This is a genomic window from Franzmannia pantelleriensis (genome assembly GCF_900102875.1).
GTDB lineage: Bacteria > Pseudomonadota > Gammaproteobacteria > Pseudomonadales > Halomonadaceae > Franzmannia > Franzmannia pantelleriensis.
On sequence record NZ_FNGH01000003.1, the window covers coordinates 130,544 to 148,479 of the forward strand.

Here is a 17,936-nt window from a genome sequence, read left to right on the forward strand (position 1 = left end):
CATGGAGAACGTCTTGAGGCTGGTTTATTAGTGGAAAGGCTTATTGGCACAAGATATATAGCAACTGATTAATAGGCCTCTTAATCAAAATATTTGGTACCAGCTTATGGAACATTTGGAAGAAGACTCATATCTCGAACAGCTCGACGCATTTTTGAGCAGGCCAAATCAAGTCTGGTTACTTGGAGCAGGCGCAAGCCTAGATGCAGGGCTGCCGTTGATGGGGCCTCTGACGAATTTTGTCTTAGAGAGGCTTGAAGGCTCTGATAGTGAACCTCTTATTTCAGCGATCTGGAAAGATTTACTTGAAAGCGCTCACATTGAGCATTTGCTCAGTCACTTAGGTGATTACTACGCTTTAGCAGAGAGGGCAAAGAGTAAAACAGTAACCATTGATGGAGAAACTTACGATCTGGAAAGTATGATGAAGGCGCATGCAGAGGTGCTCAATCATATAACGCATGCTATCCACTGGGGATACAAGTATGACAGAGAAACTGAGACGGGAGAAGTTGGCAACCCTCTTAATTCGATAGTAGATATTGAGCCACATCGTAAGTTTGTAAGGGCACTACTGGGCACACGCCGCTCTGGAATGGAAAATCGGCGCCCACCTGTGCGTTTCTTCACCACTAATTATGATACGCTGCTGGAAGACTCGCTCGCATTAGAGCGACACACGTGTTGGGATGGTTTTTCCGGAGGGGCTATAGCCTATAGAAGCCACCGATATGGTGCTGATGAACCTGGGTTTTCACAAAGATATGACGCTCACGTTATGAAGCTTCATGGCTCAATCGATTGGCACCTTGATGATGATGGGAATCTTATAAGAGTCCGCCTCGGAGACAAATATCCCGGAAATGCCAAACGGGTGATGATCTATCCTCAAGCTACAAAGTATGTTGCAACTCAGCGAGATCCGTTTTCGGCTCAGTTTGACCTATTGCGCCGGAGTCTTAGCAACAATGGAGGCAATGTTCTAGCAATATGCGGCTATAGCTTTGGAGATGAGCATATCAATCATGAAATTGAACTCTCTATGGAAAGCCCGGGAAACGATACAACAATTCTTGCCTTTGTGATGGAAACAGATAGAGGACTACCCGAAGCGCTGGACATCTGGCTCAAAGAGCGCTGGGGAAAACGTGTATTTGTGATGACACAGAAGGGGCTTTACAACGGCAAAATTGGGCCTATTTGTCAACCAGAAGAGGGGTCTGAACGAAGCTGGTGGACTTTCGCAGGTGTAACCAATCTTCTCGAAAACGGACCTGGAGGTGCTGCGAAATGACGGATTTCAAACCAGTTGAAGCGCTGCGAATCGGAAATATCGTTGAAGTCGCTGGGACTTCGATACGTGTTGAGCTAAGCGGTGAAGTTTCTGAGTTGACTCGTAGTTATGATGGGCGTATTTACCCCATCGGCCAGATAGGTAGCATTGTAAAAATTCATTTTGGACGTAAGCTTATATTTGGCTTTGTTACCTTGCTGCGTATGCGGTCAGAAGATTTGATTGAGCATGGTACAGCAGTGCCACCGGATTCTGATCAGCGGATAATGGAAGTAGAGCTATTCGCTGAAGGTGTCTGGGATATGCCAAAGGGAAGATTAAATTTCTCCCGTGGTGTTTCTACTTACCCTTTACCTCAGCAAGGTGCATATTTGCTGACCCGAGAAGAGGCAACGGGGCTATTCCAATCCGCAGAAGGTGATAGGCCTGATGATGGAAATAATCCGCTAGTCCCATTCGGTCACTACGTGGGCACAGAAGCTGCCCCCTGCCGAGCAAATATTGACAAGATGTTTGGCATGCACTGTGCGGTTCTAGGCTCGACGGGTTCAGGTAAGTCGGGTGCCGTGGCTGCACTGCTACATAGTGTATTGGAGCACAAAGCTAATGGTGAAGACTCTCTTAAGCCAAACATCATTATCATTGATCCCCACGGTGAATATGGCGCCGGATTCGAGGAGCAAGCTGTTGTCTATCGAGCCTATGATCCGATTGGGTCAGAGGGTGTTGAAGGAGCTCCCATCAAGTTACCTTACTGGTTGATGAGCGCAGATGAGTTCAGGCACCTCGTTATCGGTAAGACGGAACAGGAAGCCACCTCCCAGAACAACATTATCTATAAGGCAGTCACCCATGCCCGAATGGTTGCCGCAGGTCTTGCAATACCAGCACCTGATGATTATGGAAGCCCTGCGCCCGAAGGCGGTCGCTCACATGATGAGTCACAGCCAGTAGATGGTGTGGATGAAGCAAAACTATTGGAATTTGATCGAGACAAGCCTCGACCATTTTGTCTTGTAGAGTTTGAGCGTCATATTAGATACTTACAAGCAGGAAGGGTTCAGGGCAGTCAGGTAAATAAGGTTACCGATTCTGAATTCAATCAAAAATTCAAATCACTCTTAGATAAGCTTTCGGTGCTGCGCAGAGACCCGAGGATTCATTTCTTAATGGGTAACTGGGACCTGGAGTCGCCATCCTTATCTTCAGTTATCAATCAGCTAGTCGGGCAGCCAGGAAGTGGTCAAGCAGATGATAATAAGATCAAGATATTGGATATTTCTGGCTTACCTAACGAGGTTGCCGGTCCACTAACAGCGATGTTGGCAAGGCTGCTATTCCAATACAAGCTTTATCAAACGGCAGATGAGCGAGCAAAAGATCCGATCTTGCTCGTTTGTGAAGAGGCTCATCGATATGTGCCGGACCGAGGGGAGGCCCAATACGCCTCAGCTCAAACAGCGGTACGTAGAGTTGCCAGAGAAGGCAGGAAGTATGGCCTTGGATTGATGTTGGTGAGTCAACGACCAGCTGATATTGAGAGTACCGTTATCTCCCAATGCGGTACTTGGCTAGTGCTTCGATTGACCAACCATTCAGATCAACAACATGTTGCGCGTTTTCTGCCCGATGGCCTAGCAGGGATGGTTCGTACGTTACCCAACTTGGCACAGCAGGAAGCAATTTTCGTTGGTGAAGGAGCATCGTTACCTTCTCGAGTTCGTATTAAAGACCTCGCCAAAGAAAAGCTCCCCCGATCCCAAAGTGTGAAATTCGCTAGGGGGTGGCATGGAGAAGGTTTATCCGCAGAAGAACTTGGTAGAGTTGCGGAGCGCATGGTGGGCTAACCATGGAGTGGTTAGAAGCCCCAGGTACTACCTGTAGTGATCATTAGTGGCATTGTTGCATGCGTTAGGGATGGGCTGATTAATCACAGTTGAACAGTTGGGGGGAAGAGGAATGGGCTCACGATGAGAGACTTGGACATCGATATCAGCGCCATCGCACCATGTTTTGCTGACGAGCACCAGTCTCCCTACGTGCTAGTCTGCGTGTCTGACGAGCACGCGGCTGCTTGGGCGGATGTACTCGGTGTGCCAGTTCGTCAGTGCTACATCGACGATGCTCTACTCGAGGCGAGGGCGCAGGAGACGGGTCGTACCAAATCAGAGATCGTCGCCGCTAAGCTGCCGGATCGCGGCTCTACCATGGCAGGTGACTTCGGGGAGATCCTGGTCTTTCTATACCATGCAGCCGTCGAGCCAGGAACAGAACTAATCGGCCCGAAGAAGTGGCGCCTGAAGCAGGACCGGACGAAGCCGGCGCCATACTCTGATGTTGTTCACTTCGTACTTCCGAACTGGCCCCAACCCTCCGGGCAAGACCGGATCCTGTGCTCTGAGGTCAAAACGAAGTCAACGGCCGGCGACTCCTCACCGGTCAAGGCGGCGATTATGGACTGCGAGAAAGACCGGACGAGTCGATTGGCGAAGACCCTTGTCTGGCTGAAGGAACGTGCACTCATCGACGACCTCGGCACCACCACAGTCGATCACTTGGAGCGTTTCATCAAGGCTACCGACCATCCGCCTGCCCAGAAGCAGTTTCGGGCGGTGGCTATTATATGCGCAAGTCTGGTAGACGAGGAACTCGAGGACACCCCTGATGAAGAACCGGCAGACCACACGGTGGTCGTGATCGTCGTTCCGAGTTTGAAGCAGCGCTACGAAGAGGTATTTGATGCTGTACATACGACCGTCCTAGAGACTGGGGAAGGGACATGAGGGAGACTCTTGCCAAGTGGGTTAGTGACGCGGACGCTCTCCACCATGTGGAGCGATTCGGATTCTCGCAGCTACCGCTCCAGTTAGACTATCTGCGTTCGCGAGGCGACGACTACTACATTTCGCTCGTCGGCGAGCTCTTTGAACGGCTTCATGAGCCGTACAGGGATTCTGTCGACTGGTCGCGCTTGGGCAACGCGATCACTCAGGCAGGAGGCGTCGGGGTCGATCAGGCACTGGCCTATCGCGGGATCTTGTCACCAGAAGCCGCTGTCTTCGCGGCGGCGGCATTCTACTTCGGGGGCTATTCTGCGTCGGCATACTTGACGCTCAAAGCAGCGGATCCGAATGCCCTCGGAGAGATACAGCGAGCGTGCCATGAGCTACTTTCGAGGCCATCGACGATCCAGTCGGCTCGCGTGCGGGCTCTTGTCGGCGCCGTGCGAGGCGGTGACCTCGAGGCAATCCGGTCGCAGATTGAGCATGCTGCTGAGATGGAGGCATCGGCGCTGCAAACCAATCCGGATGAATGGGTAGGATGGCGCCTGTTCCAACGGATGCTCTCTAGGTTCGCGCAAACCAACATCCGTGCCGTCCTCCCAGATGGCGAGGCGGAATTCTGGGATCCCCTCGTTCGGTCGCTCCTCAACCGGGATCCGCCGACATGGGACTTTTTCCCTTCCCAGATAGATGCCATTAGGAGCGGGCTGCTGGGAGGTATGGCCTCCTTCTCCATCCAGATGCCGACGGGCGCTGGTAAGACAGCACTCTCGGAGACGCTACTCTTCTATCATCTGAACCGGCACCCGCAGGATGTGGCAATCCTACTTGTTCCCTTTCGCTCACTCGCAGCGGAACTGCGCGGCAGTCTTGTCAAGCGCCTTGGCCGCATGGGTCTACCAGCTCGATGCGCATATGGGGGGACTGTGCCCACAGGCGGTGAAGTACGAGACCTGGATAATACGCGGGCGCTAGTTGCAACACCGGAAGCGTTGTCGGGTCTGCTTAGCGCAGAACCGGGCTTTTTCTCCCGAATCTCCCTCGTGATATGCGATGAAGGGCACCTCCTCGACGGTAAGGCCCGCGGGGTAGGGCTGGAATTGCTGCTCGCTCGAATGAGAGCCCGCGAGAGCGGCCCGCCAAAGTTCGTCTTTGTGTCCGCTATCGTACCGAATATCGAAGAGATCAATGCGTGGCTAGGCGGCACGGATGCAACGGTCGTCCGCAGCGACTACCGCCCAGCTCACGCTGATTTCGCAGCGCTTCGTGTTGCCGGCAAGAACGCCAAAGCGACTGTCGCGCTACAGCTTCATCCGCACCATCATGCATCCACTTTCTCGATCGAGCGTTTTCTGAGCCGCGATGACTTTCGCTATCGTAATGCTTCGACAGGTCGGCTGAATACATACTCATTCAACTCCGTGAAAGCTCAGGCCATCGCCGCAGCAAGAAAGGCGCTATCGATGGGGGCGGTTGCTGTGTTCGCGGCCAACAAGCGTGGCAACCAGGGTGCTGTAGGTCTCGCCGATGAGTTGCTATCGCAACTGGCGAATCCATTGCCCATGCCCGCTCCATTTCAGTTTGTCGACGATGCCGCAAAGCTTCAGGCCGCCGTAGAGTATTTCACCCTTGAGTACGGCGCATCATGGGTCGGAACACGAACACTCGCGGCAGGAGCCGTTCTGCATCACGGGGACATTCCGCAGGAAAGCCGTGAAGTTGTGGAAGCGTTAGTTCGCAAGGAGGATGTTCGACTCGCGATCTGCACGAGCACGTTGGCGGAGGGGGTCAATCTACCAATCAGAACGCTGGTCTTGTACTCGGTACAACGCCGCGGTCCAGACGGGGCCGCGGAGAACCTGCTCGCACGCGACATCAAGAATCTCGTTGGACGTGCAGGGCGAGCTGGGGCAACAACCAAGGGCCTTGTCATCTGCGCCAACCCTGCGCAATGGCCGTTGGTGGCCCCTGTGGCTCAGCAGCAGCCGGGCGAGCGCGTTTCTGGTGCACTGATCGAGCTGATGGGACGCCTTCAGGCTGCACTCAACCAGCGGAGCATCACGCTTACGAATGACATCCTTGAAGGCGCGACCGCGCTCCACACCCTGATCGACGGCATCGATGCAACACTCATCGACCTTGCGGCAGAAGAGCTGGGGGAGGACGAGCTGATACGGATCGCCGGTGAACTGTCGAGTCAGACCTTTGCGGCCAGCCAGGCTCAGCCCGAGACAACGGCTCTCATGAAACATGTATTCGAGCTACGTGCTCGACGGGTGTCAGCAATCAAGGGGGCAGGACGACTCGGGTGGATTCGAGAAACGGGTACGCGCGTCCGGATGCTGGAGTCGGTGGAAGTGAAGCTGCTGCCCATGCGGGAGAGTTGGGATGACATCGCAGTTGCAACCGACCCGGAGCTGACAGAGACGCTGCTGATGTGGGCATGGGACCTTCCCGAAGTGACTGAGGTAGTCAAGGAGGCGTACAGGGATGCATCCCCGTCACGTTCGGACTTTGTCCGGGTCCTCGATGCTTGGATCGACGGTCAGCCCCTAGTCGAGCTAGCTCGAAGAGCGGGGATCGATATCGACACGATGCTGGGTGTTCACGCTAGGGTGATCAGCCACGTCCTTCAGGTAGTGGTCGAACAGGCCGTTGGCTTGCTCAAGAAGCTACTCGAGGAGAACGAGCGTGAGCTATCGCAAGCCGTGGTCGATTTTCCTGAGCACCTGCGTTTTGGTGTCCCTACGCTAGCAGCTAGGGTTCTTGCGGCCGGCGGTGTCCGGCACCGGCGAGCTGCTGTTGCCCTTGGCCGAAGCTCCGAACTTGCTGCGATTGGGGAGGACGGTCGAGCTTCTGTGTTTCCCACGGCCCGACGCCTTCTCGATGATGAGGAACGATGGTTGCCAGTGATGGGGCGCCTAGTGTTGGAGAATACTCGTGAGGACTTGCGAGAAAGCAGTGATCCTGATGATGGAGTGTGATCCAGCCTGGGGCCGCAGTCCTAACAACAGCATGCAACGGACAGCGCTGGGCGCCGCCGCTGATATTGAGCTTTTGCAAGCAGCTGTTGGGCTATTCATAGGTGGTCTGCAACACGCAAACTGGAGAGTGCCTTGGTGAAGCCACGCCCGACCAAACTGCAAGTGCATCAGGTCAACTGCTTCTACAACTATACAGCGGGCCTTGACGTCATGGATGTGGACCTTCTCAAGACCGCGACGAATCTTCTCAAATCCGGAATGGTCCAAACTGTCTGTTTCTCAGACTTGAAATGCGTCTACCTTGACGCGGAAGGTGCCGTCCAGCTTGAATGGCTTCGACCGCAAGGGCGTCAGTGGGATTCCCGCTGGACGGTTAAATTTAGCGAAAATCTGCCAGACTACACAGCTAAGGACCTCATTTTCTGCCTGGAGCTTTCATTCCATGAACAACGCATCGAGGGTGCAGAGGCAAGGCAGCTCCCCCCTCATCTCCGGGCGGCGCTACCCCCCGTGGTTCTGGAGCGCGACGACTGGACCCTTCCTATACATCCATGGCTCAAACTTTATTCTGACGGAATCATAGTCATTAGCTTCCAGCTCGACACCACGTGGAGCAACCTAGACGAGGCGGATTTCATTCAAGAAGTCGTCAACCTCTTTCAAAATTATTTCAATCGCGTTTGGGTCCAGGCAGACCTTCAGCGCATGGATGCTGAACAGATTATACCTTGCGCATATGAGAGAGAGCTCTCCATTGGTGGCCAGGGAGTCATTGGACGAAAGTCGCAAAAGTTGGTGAAGGAGCTGCGCCGAAAGGGGCGAGCGGTGCTCGATGACTCTCTTCGAAAGGAGGGACAAACCTTTGAGATTGATGGGAAATATTGGGTTCTTCACCAAATCGCCGGTTCAGAGGATCAAGCGAAATGGGAGGCCACAATTGATCTTTGCCGGTCCATCTATGTTAGCGCTGTGGCAGGTCTGGCAGTGGCTAGAGACAGAAAGAAGGGCAAACGGCCGGCACGAGTACAGCTATGGCAAGGCCGACCCTCTATTTCGTTGATGCGCTTTGTCGACCAGCCCGATTCCAAGGAGAAACTGCTGAAGGAATTCGGTCCGTCGATATCCCGCGTGCTCTCGCGATCCGCCGAAATAGTGGCCACCCCGGACTTGCCACCCGACATGCGCCCTTTCGAGGACTACTGCTTCCATGGTAATCGAGCGCTCCTCCTTTGGACGTGGCTAAGAGCAACAGATACGCCGGATGATGCCTGGGAGGACGCTAACACCCAGACTCATATTTTGGAGAATCAGGCCAGAGCAGAGCACTTCGAGTATCATAACCTGCGAATTGCGCGCGCATGCGCGACAGCGAGCTCTCCACCATCGGATGAGCACTTGATTGAAGCTTACGAAGTCTTGGCCGGGGCCGAATCTGTAATCCACCATTCGAGCCAAGCAGGGGAAATCACAGATGCTCTTTACTACTTGCTAGCTGCATCCGGAACAACTGGGCTCGTAGAATCGGGAAAGGAGCAGGCACGCTGGCACTTGGACGAACGTCGATACCGAACCGAGAAGAAACGAGCTCAAATTGATCGTTGGCTAGCGGGTGTGTTTGGGTTCGTAGGAGTCGCCGGTTTGGCGGACCTTGTAGTTCAACCGTTCCTGACAGGTGCGTTTCCCGACCGTGGAGATGCCTGGACCGGCCTGACTGCCTTTGCTCTATCCCTCGTTGTGGTCGGTTTCCTTACCGCGATCATTTGGGTCACCAATAAACTTCGACGCGAATGACTACCAATCAAGGTTACTGCTCGCTAATAAGTTACTCGACCCGACTCTCACTACGTTCAGAGAGGATCAGCTCCACCGCTACATCAAGCGTCACTAAACGTCCGCTCCTGGCCGTAAGCGGTAATTCAAGTTAGCATTTTAGGGAGGGATATATTGCTCGATGGTTGATTAGTTTGTGTGGGGATCATTTTGATCTTGAAGAGTTTCCTCGATGGTTTCCCGATGGTGATGTTTTTTCATTTGAGGAGAATGGCTGCGAATATCTTTCGGGGTCTGCTTTCGAATCGCATGAAGAGTTTTCTAAAATCTATGATATGTCGCTTCAAGTCATTGATGAGTTATCGGCTATAATATCTCTTTTACGCCAGGGGCATCGTAGGTCCGCGGATTTAGAAGTAATTAAAGAGACAGATCATGGTAAGCGCGCAAGGTATAGTTCTGCATCCACTGTTATTACTTTTCTGTCGAAAGTAACGTCAGCCACTGTTGTCGATGGACAGAGTTTAGAGGATCTTGCTGTAACGCATGAGCAAGAGCTGCTTTCTGTCGTTATTCATAACTATCATTTGCGGGCAGCGCTGGATTAATGGGGGCTCTTAAAACATGGCCTCGTCTTTATAGAATACTTGAGGAGGTTGAGAGGCACCTCGGAAAAAGTTAATAAAAGTGGGCTATGCTGCTTTCAAGCAGACGCGAACGTCTTACTCATTCTGCAAATTGTGCAAAAGTGGATGGAAAAGACGCTCGACATGCTGCCGGAAAGTTCAATGCGCCCAATGACCCCATGAGTCTAAAAGAAGCTGGTAGTTTTTTTCAAATATTATAATCAAAGCAATGATTAATGCGTCTTCCTAATGGTATATATGGATTTATGATGTGTGACTGTTCCATATGTGCGCTATTGGCAAAATATGGAACTTCAGGCTATGCTGATGGGGTGCGCGCTGAATCTGACGAACCAAAGAGGATGTCTTGGAATATTCAGCATGCACGATCATTGTCATTGTGGCAGGGAGCGGTTGTTGTCGTCGTGTGGATAGCTTTTACTTAACATCATGGTTTCAATAGAGGTAGATTGGGAGGCATGCGGTGTTCTGTATAATACATACTGTATGTGTGTGCGTGTTCATCTAAGACCATAGCGCATTTTTCAATATCTGTTAGGCGAATCAAAGGGGGCGATATGACTATTAAGGATTGGGTGACACTCATTGCCGCGATTATCGCTACCATATTATCTATATGGACCTTTTCTCGCACACTTTCTTTGGAAAGGAAGATGCGATACGAACCATATTTTCAGAGGTTTTGGTTTGATTGGTCTACAAGGATGTCGAGCCATCTTAAGCTGACAAATGATTGGTTGTCTAGGTTTGAGAAAGAAGAAAGTAGTAGTGGTTTTTTTCCTAACGTATCAAGCCGAGATGTTGATATTAAATTGGATGAACAGGCAGCAAGATTTGACAGGATCTTTTCAAGGGTGGTTGAGAAATATGAAATAAAATTCAATGCACTAAAAGCCGAAGTTGTTTCGTTTAACAAGCTTTTGTATCCCATATCTGAAGAGTATGCTATCTATTCGTCTGTCGGCGAGCCGGAAGACATCCAGCGGATGCTACGTGAATCTGTGTGGCCAGTAGTTGATAAATATCTTGGTTCACATGAAGAAAAAAAGATCGTCGACCTAAAGAGTGATAGAAAATATAAGAGAGACCTTGCGGTGTGTAAGGAAAAGGTCAAGAAATGCCTAACAGAGTTTCGCAGCGCTCACAATGAAATGTCATGTCATTATAAGTTATTGTCAGCAAAGTATGACGTTAATGATTAGGTTGGCGATATTGCCTAACACTGCGCTCAACCAGAGCGCTCGTTTTATCGCGGCTGGATAATTTGAATGCTACATAAGCGTTACCTAAACGTCCGGTTCTGGCCGAAAGCCGACTTCACCAGAACTGGTGGAGTCGGCTCTCATCACAACATCCCTAGCCCGCTCACCCTCACAACTTTCGTCGTCACCGCCTCATCCAGCATCCCGCGTCCCGTCTCCACCAGCGTGAGCCAGTCCCTCGCACGGGTGATGCCGGTGTAGACCAGCTCCCGGGTGAGGATGGGGTTGGGGGCGTCGGGGAGTAGCAGGGCGGTGTGGGTGAATTCCGAGCCCTGGGATTTGTGTACCGTCATGGCGAAGACGGTTTCCACCGCTTGCAGGCGGCTGGGTAGCACCCACTTGATGTCGCCGCTGCCGTCGCTGGCGGGGAAGGCAACACGCAGCAGGGTGCGGGCGGGGGTATCGGTGGCGCTGCGGGCCTCGGGTACGGCGAGGGTGATACCGATATCGCCGTTCATCAGCCCCAGGCCGTAGTCGTTACGGGTGACGAGCACCGGGCGGCCTTCGAACCAGCCTTGTTCCAGTTCCAGGTCGCTGGCCTTGAGCCAGCCGGCGCGTCGCAGGGCGCGGCCGATGCGCGGGTTCAGCCCTTCGATGCCCCAGGGGCCTTTTCTGAGCGCACACAGCAGCTGAAAGTGGCCGTGGGCAGCGAGCAACTGGCGGGCCCAGTCGTCATAGGGCTGGCGGGCTTCGCCTTCGCCGAAGTAGGGCTGGGCGGGGCGCAGTTGCTGCATCACGTTCAGGTAGTGGGCGTAGCCGCGGGGAGGGGCGATGGGCTCGCCGCGGCGGTCGTGGCGGCCTTCGCCGCCGTTGATGAAGCCTGCCGGGTTGCCGTTTACCACCAGCCGGTCCAGCGCCGGGTCATCGGCGTCTGCCAAGCGTAGCCGGGCGAGGTCGGCATATTCCTGCTGGAACACTTGGCTGACCGCGCGTCTTTTCTCTTTTTGCCCATGCTCGGGTGCGAGCGGGCGGTTGACGGCTTCGGCGAGCTGGCCGATGCCGCTCTGCGCATCGAAGCGGTGGCTCACCCGCAGCATGGCGATGGCCTGATCCAACGGCTGGCCGTCTGCGTCCTGGTACTGCGCGGGGATCGACGTGCCGGTCACGGCTTCCAGCCACTCGGTGGTGGCCGGGGTGTAGTGTCCGCCTTCGGCACGCTGACACAGGTCGCCGAGTACGGCGCCGGCTTCCACTGAGGCGAGCTGGTCCTTGTCGCCGAGCAGGATCAGCCGCGCCTTGGGCGGCAGGGCGGTGAGCACGGCGGCCATCATCTCGATATCCACCATCGAGGCTTCGTCGATCACCAGGGCGTCCAGCGCCAGCGGGTTGCCGGCGTGGTGGCGGAAGTGGCGGGTATCCGGCCGTGAGCCGAGCAGTCTATGTAGCGTGGTCACCTCGGTGGGAATGCTGTCGCGCAGGGTCGAGATATCCACACCCTGTTGGCCCACGGCGACGGCCAGTTCCACCAGCGAGAGGTTCTGCACCTGCTTGGCGATGGATTCGTTGAGCCGTGCGGCGGCTTTGCCGGTGGGGGCGGCCAGGCGGATGCGCAGCGGGCGCGGGGCCTGGTTGGCAGTGGGCTCGCCCAGGGCCAGTGCCTGCAGCAGGGCGAGCAGTTTGACCACGGTGGTGGTCTTGCCGGTGCCGGGGCCGCCGGTGATCACCGTGAAGTGGGCCTGGGCGGCGAGGGCGCAGGCGGTTTTTTGCCAGTCCAGTTCGGTGGTGGTGAAGAGGGCGGAGAGGGCGGTGGCCAAGGTGGTGGTATCGGGGCGCCTGGCGGCGCCATCGCGACTGAAGTCGCTCCCACACTGGTTGGTGGGGCCATCATCGCGACTGAAATCGCTCCCACATTGGTTGGTGGGGGCATCATCGCGACTGAAATCGCTCCCACGCTGGTTGGTGGGGGCATCATCGCGACTGAAGTCGCTCCCACACTGGTTGGTGGGGGCATCATCGCGACTGAAGTCGCTCCTACATTGGTTGATGGAGACATTTGGGAGGCGGGCGCCGATCAGTCCACGGATGTCTTGCTCGTACTGCCAGTAGCGGCGCAGGTAGAGCCGGGTGTTGCCGCTGTGCTCGGTGCGTACCAGCGGGGTGTTGCCTTGGCCATTGCCGTCGGCGATCAGCAGTGGGTGGTCCAGGGCGGTGCGCCAGGTGGCGAGCTGGAGCTCGGCGAGAACCTCGCTGGGCAGCGGCGGCGGGTCGCTGAGGTCGTCGCCTTCCGGGGGCAGCGAGAGCGCCAGGTCGGGGGCGGCCAGGGTCTGGGCGAGGTCGAGGCAGACGTGGCCGCGGCCGAGCTGGTGGCTGGCCAGCGCCGCGGCGAGCAGCAGCAGGGGCGGTGCGTCGTCGACCTCGCGGTGCAGGAATACCGCCAGTGCCCGGTCCAGCGCGCGCAGCCAGCCGCGCTCCACCCAGCGGTCGAGCAGGGCGGTAAGCGCGGCCACATCGTGCAGCTCGGCGCTGGCGTCTTCGTCCTGAGCGGACGCCTGTACGACCTCCTCGGGACGGGGCGCGTCGTCAAGCAGACCCCCGAACAGGTCGGGCGTCGGATCGTTGTGAGTGTCCTTGCTGCCTTTGCTCATGCCGGCGTCTCCGTGTCAGTCGGCGCCTGGGCGGCGGCGTGACCCTTGCCCTGGAACAGCGCGTCCATGGCCTCGATCAGCTCGCGGGGCGGGCGCTCAGCGTAGACGCCGCGGCTCTCTGACATTCCGCCCCTTAAAAAGACGGTAAGCGAGCCGCCGATATGCCGGTCGTAGTCGTAGTCCTGCAGGCGCGCCTTGAGCAGCCGGTGCAGGGCCAGCAGGTAGAGCGCGTACTGCAGGTCGTAGCGCTTGGCGGCCACCGCCTGGCGCATGGCATCGGTGCTATAGGCGCTGTCGCCCGGCCCCAGGTGGTTGGATTTCCAGTCGGCCACGTAGTAGCGCCCCTGATGCTCGAACACCAGGTCGATGAAGCCCTTGAGCATGCCGTTGAGGGTGTCGGCATCCAGCGCCGCACGCGGCGTGGGGCGGGCGCCGGGGAGTGTGTAAGCACTTACGAGGGCGTCCAGGCGGCGGGTGTCAACGCGGCTGGCGGCGAACCAGAATTCCATCTCTACCTGGTAGTGGGTCAGCGTGTCGAGCCGCAGGCTGCCGGCGTCATCGGGGAGCGGCAGCGGCATTCCCAGCAGGGCGCCGAACCAGTCGTGCAGGGTGGGCAGCCACTGCGACCAGCCGCGCAGGTTGCAGCGCCGCGCCAGGGCGTCCTCGCGGGCCGCGGGGTCGGCGGCGGCGCGGGCGAAGCCCTGTTCGCCGGCCCATTCCATGATGCCGTGGAGGAAGGTGCCGGGGCCGGGCCCCCTTGGGAACCGATGCAGCGAGGGCAGCGGCTCGCTCTGGCCGCTGTCGCGGGGCTCCTCGAGCACTTCCAGGGCGGTGGCTTCCATGGCGGTGGCGGGCTCCGGCAGGCCGCTGCTGTCGCTCGGCGGCCCCGCGCTGCCATGCGGGGTAGCCGGTAAGTCAGTCCTTACTGGGGCGGCCATGCTGTCGGCAGCCAGGGGCTCGGGGGCCTCGCCGGAGAGGCGCAGCGCCGAGTAGCTGGCGATCCACCAGTGCTCGCGGGCGGCGCGCTGGGGCCTGCGCGCCTCGCCCAGGGCCGGGGCGTCGCTGCCCAGGTCGATGACCTGGGCGTGGGCCTGGGGTGCCGGCTCGATCTGGATGGCTGGGCAGGCCTCGTGGCCTTCGCCCTTGAGCCGGGACAGCGCCGCGCCGAGGCCAGCTGTGGAAATGGCTTCGCCGTTAGTAAGTACTTGCCCCATGGCACTGCCTTCCAGGCCCTTGAGGGGCGCCATGCCCAGCCAGGTGGCGTGGCGGGCGCGGGTCAGGGCGACGTAGAGCTTGCGCAGGTCTTCGCCGAGGCGCTCGCGGTCGACCACGGCGAGCATCTGCTCGTCGGCCTCGAGGCTGATGCGCAGCCGGCCGTCGGCATCGTGCCAGCGCAGCGGGGCGTCGTCGGCCTTGGTGGGGCGGTGGCCGCAGATGAAGGGCAGGAACACCAGTGGGTACTCCAGGCCCTTGGACTTGTGGATGGTGATCACCTGCACCAGGTCGGCGTCGCTTTCCAGGCGCAGCTTGTGGGTGTCGCCCTGGCCGTCGGGGTTGGCGATGGACTCTGCCAGGAAGCGGATCAGGGCGTGCTCGCCGTCGAGCTCCTGGCTGGCCTGCTGCAGCAGTTCGCCGAGATGCAGAAGATCAGTCAGGGAGCGTTCGCCTTCCGAGGCCGGCCCGCCGGCGAGCAGCCGGGTGGCGATAGCGAAGTCGTTGATCAGCCGCCGCACCAGCGGCAGTACACCCTGGCGCTGCCACAGGGTGTGGTAGTCGCGAAACTGCATCACCCGGCCTTCCCAGGCCAGTTCATCGGTCTTCAATTGGTCGAGGTCGGCGATCTCCAGCCCCAGCGCAGGCATGGCCAGGGCGGTGTGCAGCTTGCGGGCGTCGTCGGGCTCGGCGCAGGCGTGCAGCCAGGCCTCCAACTGCGGGGCGATGGGGGAGGCGAAGACCTTGTCCTTGTCGGAGAGGTAGACGCTCTTCACCCCGCGCCGGGCCAGGGCCTGGCGGATGGCCCGCGCCTCGCCGAGGCCGTTGACCAGCACCGCCATGTCGGATGGCTTGAGCGGCTGTAGCCCACCCTGTTCATGCTGGAAGCCCGCGCTGCCGTGCTTCCCCTCGTTGAGCAGTTCGACCATGTGTGAGGCGCAGCGCTCGGCCATGACGCCGTGGTAGGCGGTCTTGGAGAGCGGTTCGTCGCTGTCGAGCTGCCATAGGGTCATGGCGGGCAGCGGCTGGCCGCGGCGGGTCAGTACGTCCTTGCGGCCCTTGGCGCCTACCGGCAGGAAGGGAACAGGGTTCCCTTCGGGCGACTTGAACAGAAAGGCCCCCGGCGGGTGACGCTCGGCAAATGCGAAGCAGCGGTTGACCGCCTCGACCATGGCGGTGCTGGAGCGGAAGTTGGTGCCCAGGGTGACATGACGGCCGGCGGTGTCGCGGCGGGCGCGCAGGTAGGTATGGATGTCGGCGCCGCGGAAGGCGTAGATCGCCTGCTTGGGGTCGCCGATCAGGAAGACGCCGCTCTCGCGGCGGTTCTCGGCGATGCGGTAGACGCAGTCGAAAATGCGGTACTGCACCGGGTCGGTGTCCTGGAATTCGTCGACCAGGGCGACCGGGAACTGGCGGCGGATCTGGGCGCTCAGCGCGTCGCTATTGGGGCCGGCCAGCGCCCGGTCGAGGTGGGTCAGCAGCTCGTTGGGGCCCATCTCGGCGCGGCGCTCCTGCTCGCGGTCGAGCCGGGTGCGGCACCAGTGCACGGCGTGGGTGAGCAGGTCGGCGTAGGGGCTTGGCAGGGCGTTGAGTTCGTCCTGCAGCGCTTCCAGTGCGGCCAGCGCCGGGTGGTTGGGCGGCTCGCCCTTGAGCCAGATATCCGCCATACCCTGGGGCGTGAGGCGCTTCCAGGCGGCGTCGGTCAGTGCGGGCCAGGTGGCGTCACTCTGGCACCACTCGCGCAGCGCACCCAGCCAGTTGGCGCGGCTGCGGGCATTGAAGCTCTGGCCCTTGAAGGCCTTGCGCTGGGCGGCCTCTTCGAACAGCGCCTCGCACTCGTCGACCCAGGTGGCCCACGGCGCCTTGAGCTCGGCCAGGCGCTGGGCGGTTTCACGCTGGGCGTTGGCCAGCGTCTCGGCCGGCGGCGGGGCGTTGCCGTCCAGCGCGGCGCACTCGGGCATCAGGCCGCGCACGGCGGCGTGCAGCGCCTCGGGGGATTGCCAGTAGCGCACCACGGCGGCCAGTTCCTCGGCGCCGAGGGGGTAGTAGAAGCTGCGCCAGTAGTCGCGCACTACCTCGAGCTCCAGCTCGCTCTGGTCGTTCTCCAGGTTCAGCGAGAACAGGCTGCCGCTGTCGAAGGCGTGCTCGCGCAGCATGCGATAGCACCAGCTGTGGATGGTGGAGACGGCGGCCTCGTCCATCCACTCGGCAGCGAGCTGTAGGCGGCGGGCGCAGGCGGGCCAGGTGGCTGCATCGTAGTGATCGCGTAGTTGCAGAAGTAGCTCATCGCCCTCGGCACCTTCCGCCGGTTGCAGAAAGACATTCGCTGCCTCGACCAGCCGCGCGCGAATCCGCTCGCGCAGTTCCTGGGTGGCGGCGTTGGTGAAGGTGACGACGAGGATTTCGGGCGGCGTGAGCGGGCGCTCGAAGGCAGCGTCGTCTTCGGCGGAGCGGGCGCCGAGTACCAGGCGCACGTAGAGCAGGGCGATGGTGAAGGTCTTGCCCGTGCCGGCGCTGGCTTCGATGAGTCGGCTGCCGTGAAGCGGAAACGACAATGGATCTAGCGCTACTGGCTGCGCGACGTCGCTCATGCGCTATCTTCCTTGACGGCGTAAGGGCTAGCGCATTTCGCTACGAGGCCACACAGGCCTACAGGGCGGTCACCCTGGACCACCACGGCGCTAGAGAGAAGAAGGGCAGCAGAAAGCGACATGGACGACCTCAAGAAACTTGAGCAGACCCACATGGTTGGTGATTCACGCGCTCTTGTCGAGGCGTACCACATCGGGCTGGTCGCGTTGCTCTGCCTGCCATAGCTCATAGGCGGTTTGGCGGGCCATCCAGTGGCGTGCGGTACTCACGCCCGCCCGCTCGAGACGTACTGCCAGATCGGGGCTGATGCCGCCATGCTCATTGACGACTCGGGACAGCGCGACGCGTGTCACGCCGAGGCGTTTCGCGGCTTCGGTGATGCTGAGTCCCAATGGCTCGAGTACGTCCTCGCGCAGACTCTCTCCAGGGTGTGGGGGATTGAACATAGCCATGATTCGTTACCTCTGAAGATGATGAAAATGGGGGTACGCCCGCTCTCTGGTCAGTGATAGTCCTCGTAGTTCACCACCTCGACATTGCGTCCTATGAATCTCCACGTGATGCGCCAATTACCGCTGACCTGTACCGACCAGGTTCCCTTTCTATCGCCCTTGAGTTCGTGGAGGTTGTAGCCAGGCAGGTCCATGTCTTCCGGGGTTTCTGCATCGTCCAGGCCGGCTAGTATGCGGCGTAGCTTCTTGACGTGATCCTGCTGCACGCCCTTCGTTGCACCCTTCTCGTACAGGGCCTTGAGGCCCTTGTGTTTGAAGCTAATGATCATGCCGTCTCTCACGTCAGCGCACGATA

Annotated in this window: 11 protein-coding genes; 7 read left to right on the forward strand and 4 right to left on the reverse strand. The window is 58.3% G+C overall.

Going from position 1 to position 17,936, the window contains the following annotated elements:
- Positions 1–106: 106 nt before the first annotated feature.
- From BLT16_RS04915 to BLT16_RS20540, 7 genes are all read left to right on the forward strand, one after another.
- On the forward strand, positions 107–1,294 hold the full coding sequence (locus BLT16_RS04915) for an SIR2 family protein (protein ID WP_089657415.1): 1,188 nt from the start codon (positions 107–109) through the stop codon (positions 1,292–1,294).
- Positions 1,291–3,141 (forward strand): ATP-binding protein, encoded by a 1,851-nt coding sequence (locus tag BLT16_RS04920; RefSeq protein ID WP_089657416.1) that lies wholly within the window; start codon positions 1,291–1,293, stop codon positions 3,139–3,141. The genes BLT16_RS04915 and BLT16_RS04920 overlap by 4 nt, the downstream gene beginning before the upstream one ends.
- A gap of 132 nt (positions 3,142–3,273) precedes the next feature.
- Positions 3,274–4,077 carry a Hachiman antiphage defense system protein HamA gene (locus BLT16_RS04925; RefSeq protein WP_218124407.1) on the forward strand — a complete coding sequence of 268 codons (804 nt, stop codon included), beginning with the start codon at positions 3,274–3,276 and terminating at the stop codon, positions 4,075–4,077.
- Positions 4,074–7,061 carry a DEAD/DEAH box helicase gene (locus BLT16_RS04930; protein WP_089657418.1) on the forward strand — a complete coding sequence of 996 codons (2,988 nt, stop codon included), beginning with the start codon at positions 4,074–4,076 and terminating at the stop codon, positions 7,059–7,061. The genes BLT16_RS04925 and BLT16_RS04930 overlap by 4 nt, the downstream gene beginning before the upstream one ends.
- Before the next feature lie 132 nt (positions 7,062–7,193).
- On the forward strand, positions 7,194–8,852 hold the full coding sequence (locus BLT16_RS04935) for a hypothetical protein (RefSeq protein WP_089657419.1): 1,659 nt from the start codon (positions 7,194–7,196) through the stop codon (positions 8,850–8,852).
- Positions 8,853–9,025: 173 nt separating this feature from the next.
- Entirely contained in the window at positions 9,026–9,439 is a 414-nt protein-coding gene (locus tag BLT16_RS20535) for a hypothetical protein (RefSeq protein WP_176817165.1), read from the forward strand.
- Between the two features lie 596 nt (positions 9,440–10,035).
- Positions 10,036–10,680, forward strand: coding sequence for a hypothetical protein (locus BLT16_RS20540; RefSeq protein ID WP_143025043.1), 645 nt, complete (start codon positions 10,036–10,038; stop codon positions 10,678–10,680).
- A 143-nt stretch (positions 10,681–10,823) separates the two neighbouring features.
- On the opposite strand, the gene recD is transcribed toward BLT16_RS20540, so the two are convergent.
- The 4 genes from recD to BLT16_RS04955 form a co-directional block, all read right to left on the reverse strand.
- Positions 10,824–13,325: an exodeoxyribonuclease V subunit alpha gene (gene recD, locus BLT16_RS04940; RefSeq protein WP_089657420.1), complete on the reverse strand. Its 2,502-nt coding sequence runs from the start codon at positions 13,323–13,325 to the stop codon at positions 10,824–10,826.
- The gene (gene recB / locus BLT16_RS04945; RefSeq protein ID WP_089657421.1) at positions 13,322–17,128 is read right to left on the reverse strand and encodes an exodeoxyribonuclease V subunit beta; all 3,807 of its coding nucleotides are present in this window, start codon (positions 17,126–17,128) and stop codon (positions 13,322–13,324) included. Before recB ends, recD begins: the two co-directional genes overlap by 4 nt.
- Before the next feature lie 165 nt (positions 17,129–17,293).
- A complete protein-coding gene (locus tag BLT16_RS04950; RefSeq protein WP_089657422.1) occupies positions 17,294–17,581 on the reverse strand; it encodes a HigA family addiction module antitoxin in 288 nt (95 codons plus the stop codon).
- Between the two features lie 50 nt (positions 17,582–17,631).
- Positions 17,632–17,910: a type II toxin-antitoxin system RelE/ParE family toxin gene (locus tag BLT16_RS04955; protein WP_089657423.1), complete on the reverse strand. Its 279-nt coding sequence runs from the start codon at positions 17,908–17,910 to the stop codon at positions 17,632–17,634.
- Positions 17,911–17,936: the final 26 nt, after the last annotated feature.

What these genes read in the sequence shown, in the direction of transcription:
- BLT16_RS04915 (WP_089657415.1), top strand. Translation starts at nt 107, where the DNA reads ATGGAACATTTGGAAGAAGACTCATATCTCGAACAGCTCGACGCATTT.
- BLT16_RS04920 (WP_089657416.1), top strand. Translation starts at nt 1,291, where the DNA reads ATGACGGATTTCAAACCAGTTGAAGCGCTGCGAATCGGAAATATCGTT.
- BLT16_RS04930 (WP_089657418.1), top strand. Translation starts at nt 4,074, where the DNA reads ATGAGGGAGACTCTTGCCAAGTGGGTTAGTGACGCGGACGCTCTCCAC.
- BLT16_RS20540 (WP_143025043.1), top strand. Translation starts at nt 10,036, where the DNA reads ATGACTATTAAGGATTGGGTGACACTCATTGCCGCGATTATCGCTACC.
- recD (WP_089657420.1), bottom strand. Translation starts at nt 13,325, where the DNA reads ATGAGCAAAGGCAGCAAGGACACTCACAACGATCCGACGCCCGACCTG.
- recB (WP_089657421.1), bottom strand. Translation starts at nt 17,128, where the DNA reads ATGAGCGACGTCGCGCAGCCAGTAGCGCTAGATCCATTGTCGTTTCCG.
- BLT16_RS04950 (WP_089657422.1), bottom strand. Translation starts at nt 17,581, where the DNA reads ATGGCTATGTTCAATCCCCCACACCCTGGAGAGAGTCTGCGCGAGGAC.
- BLT16_RS04955 (WP_089657423.1), bottom strand. Translation starts at nt 17,910, where the DNA reads ATGATCATTAGCTTCAAACACAAGGGCCTCAAGGCCCTGTACGAGAAG.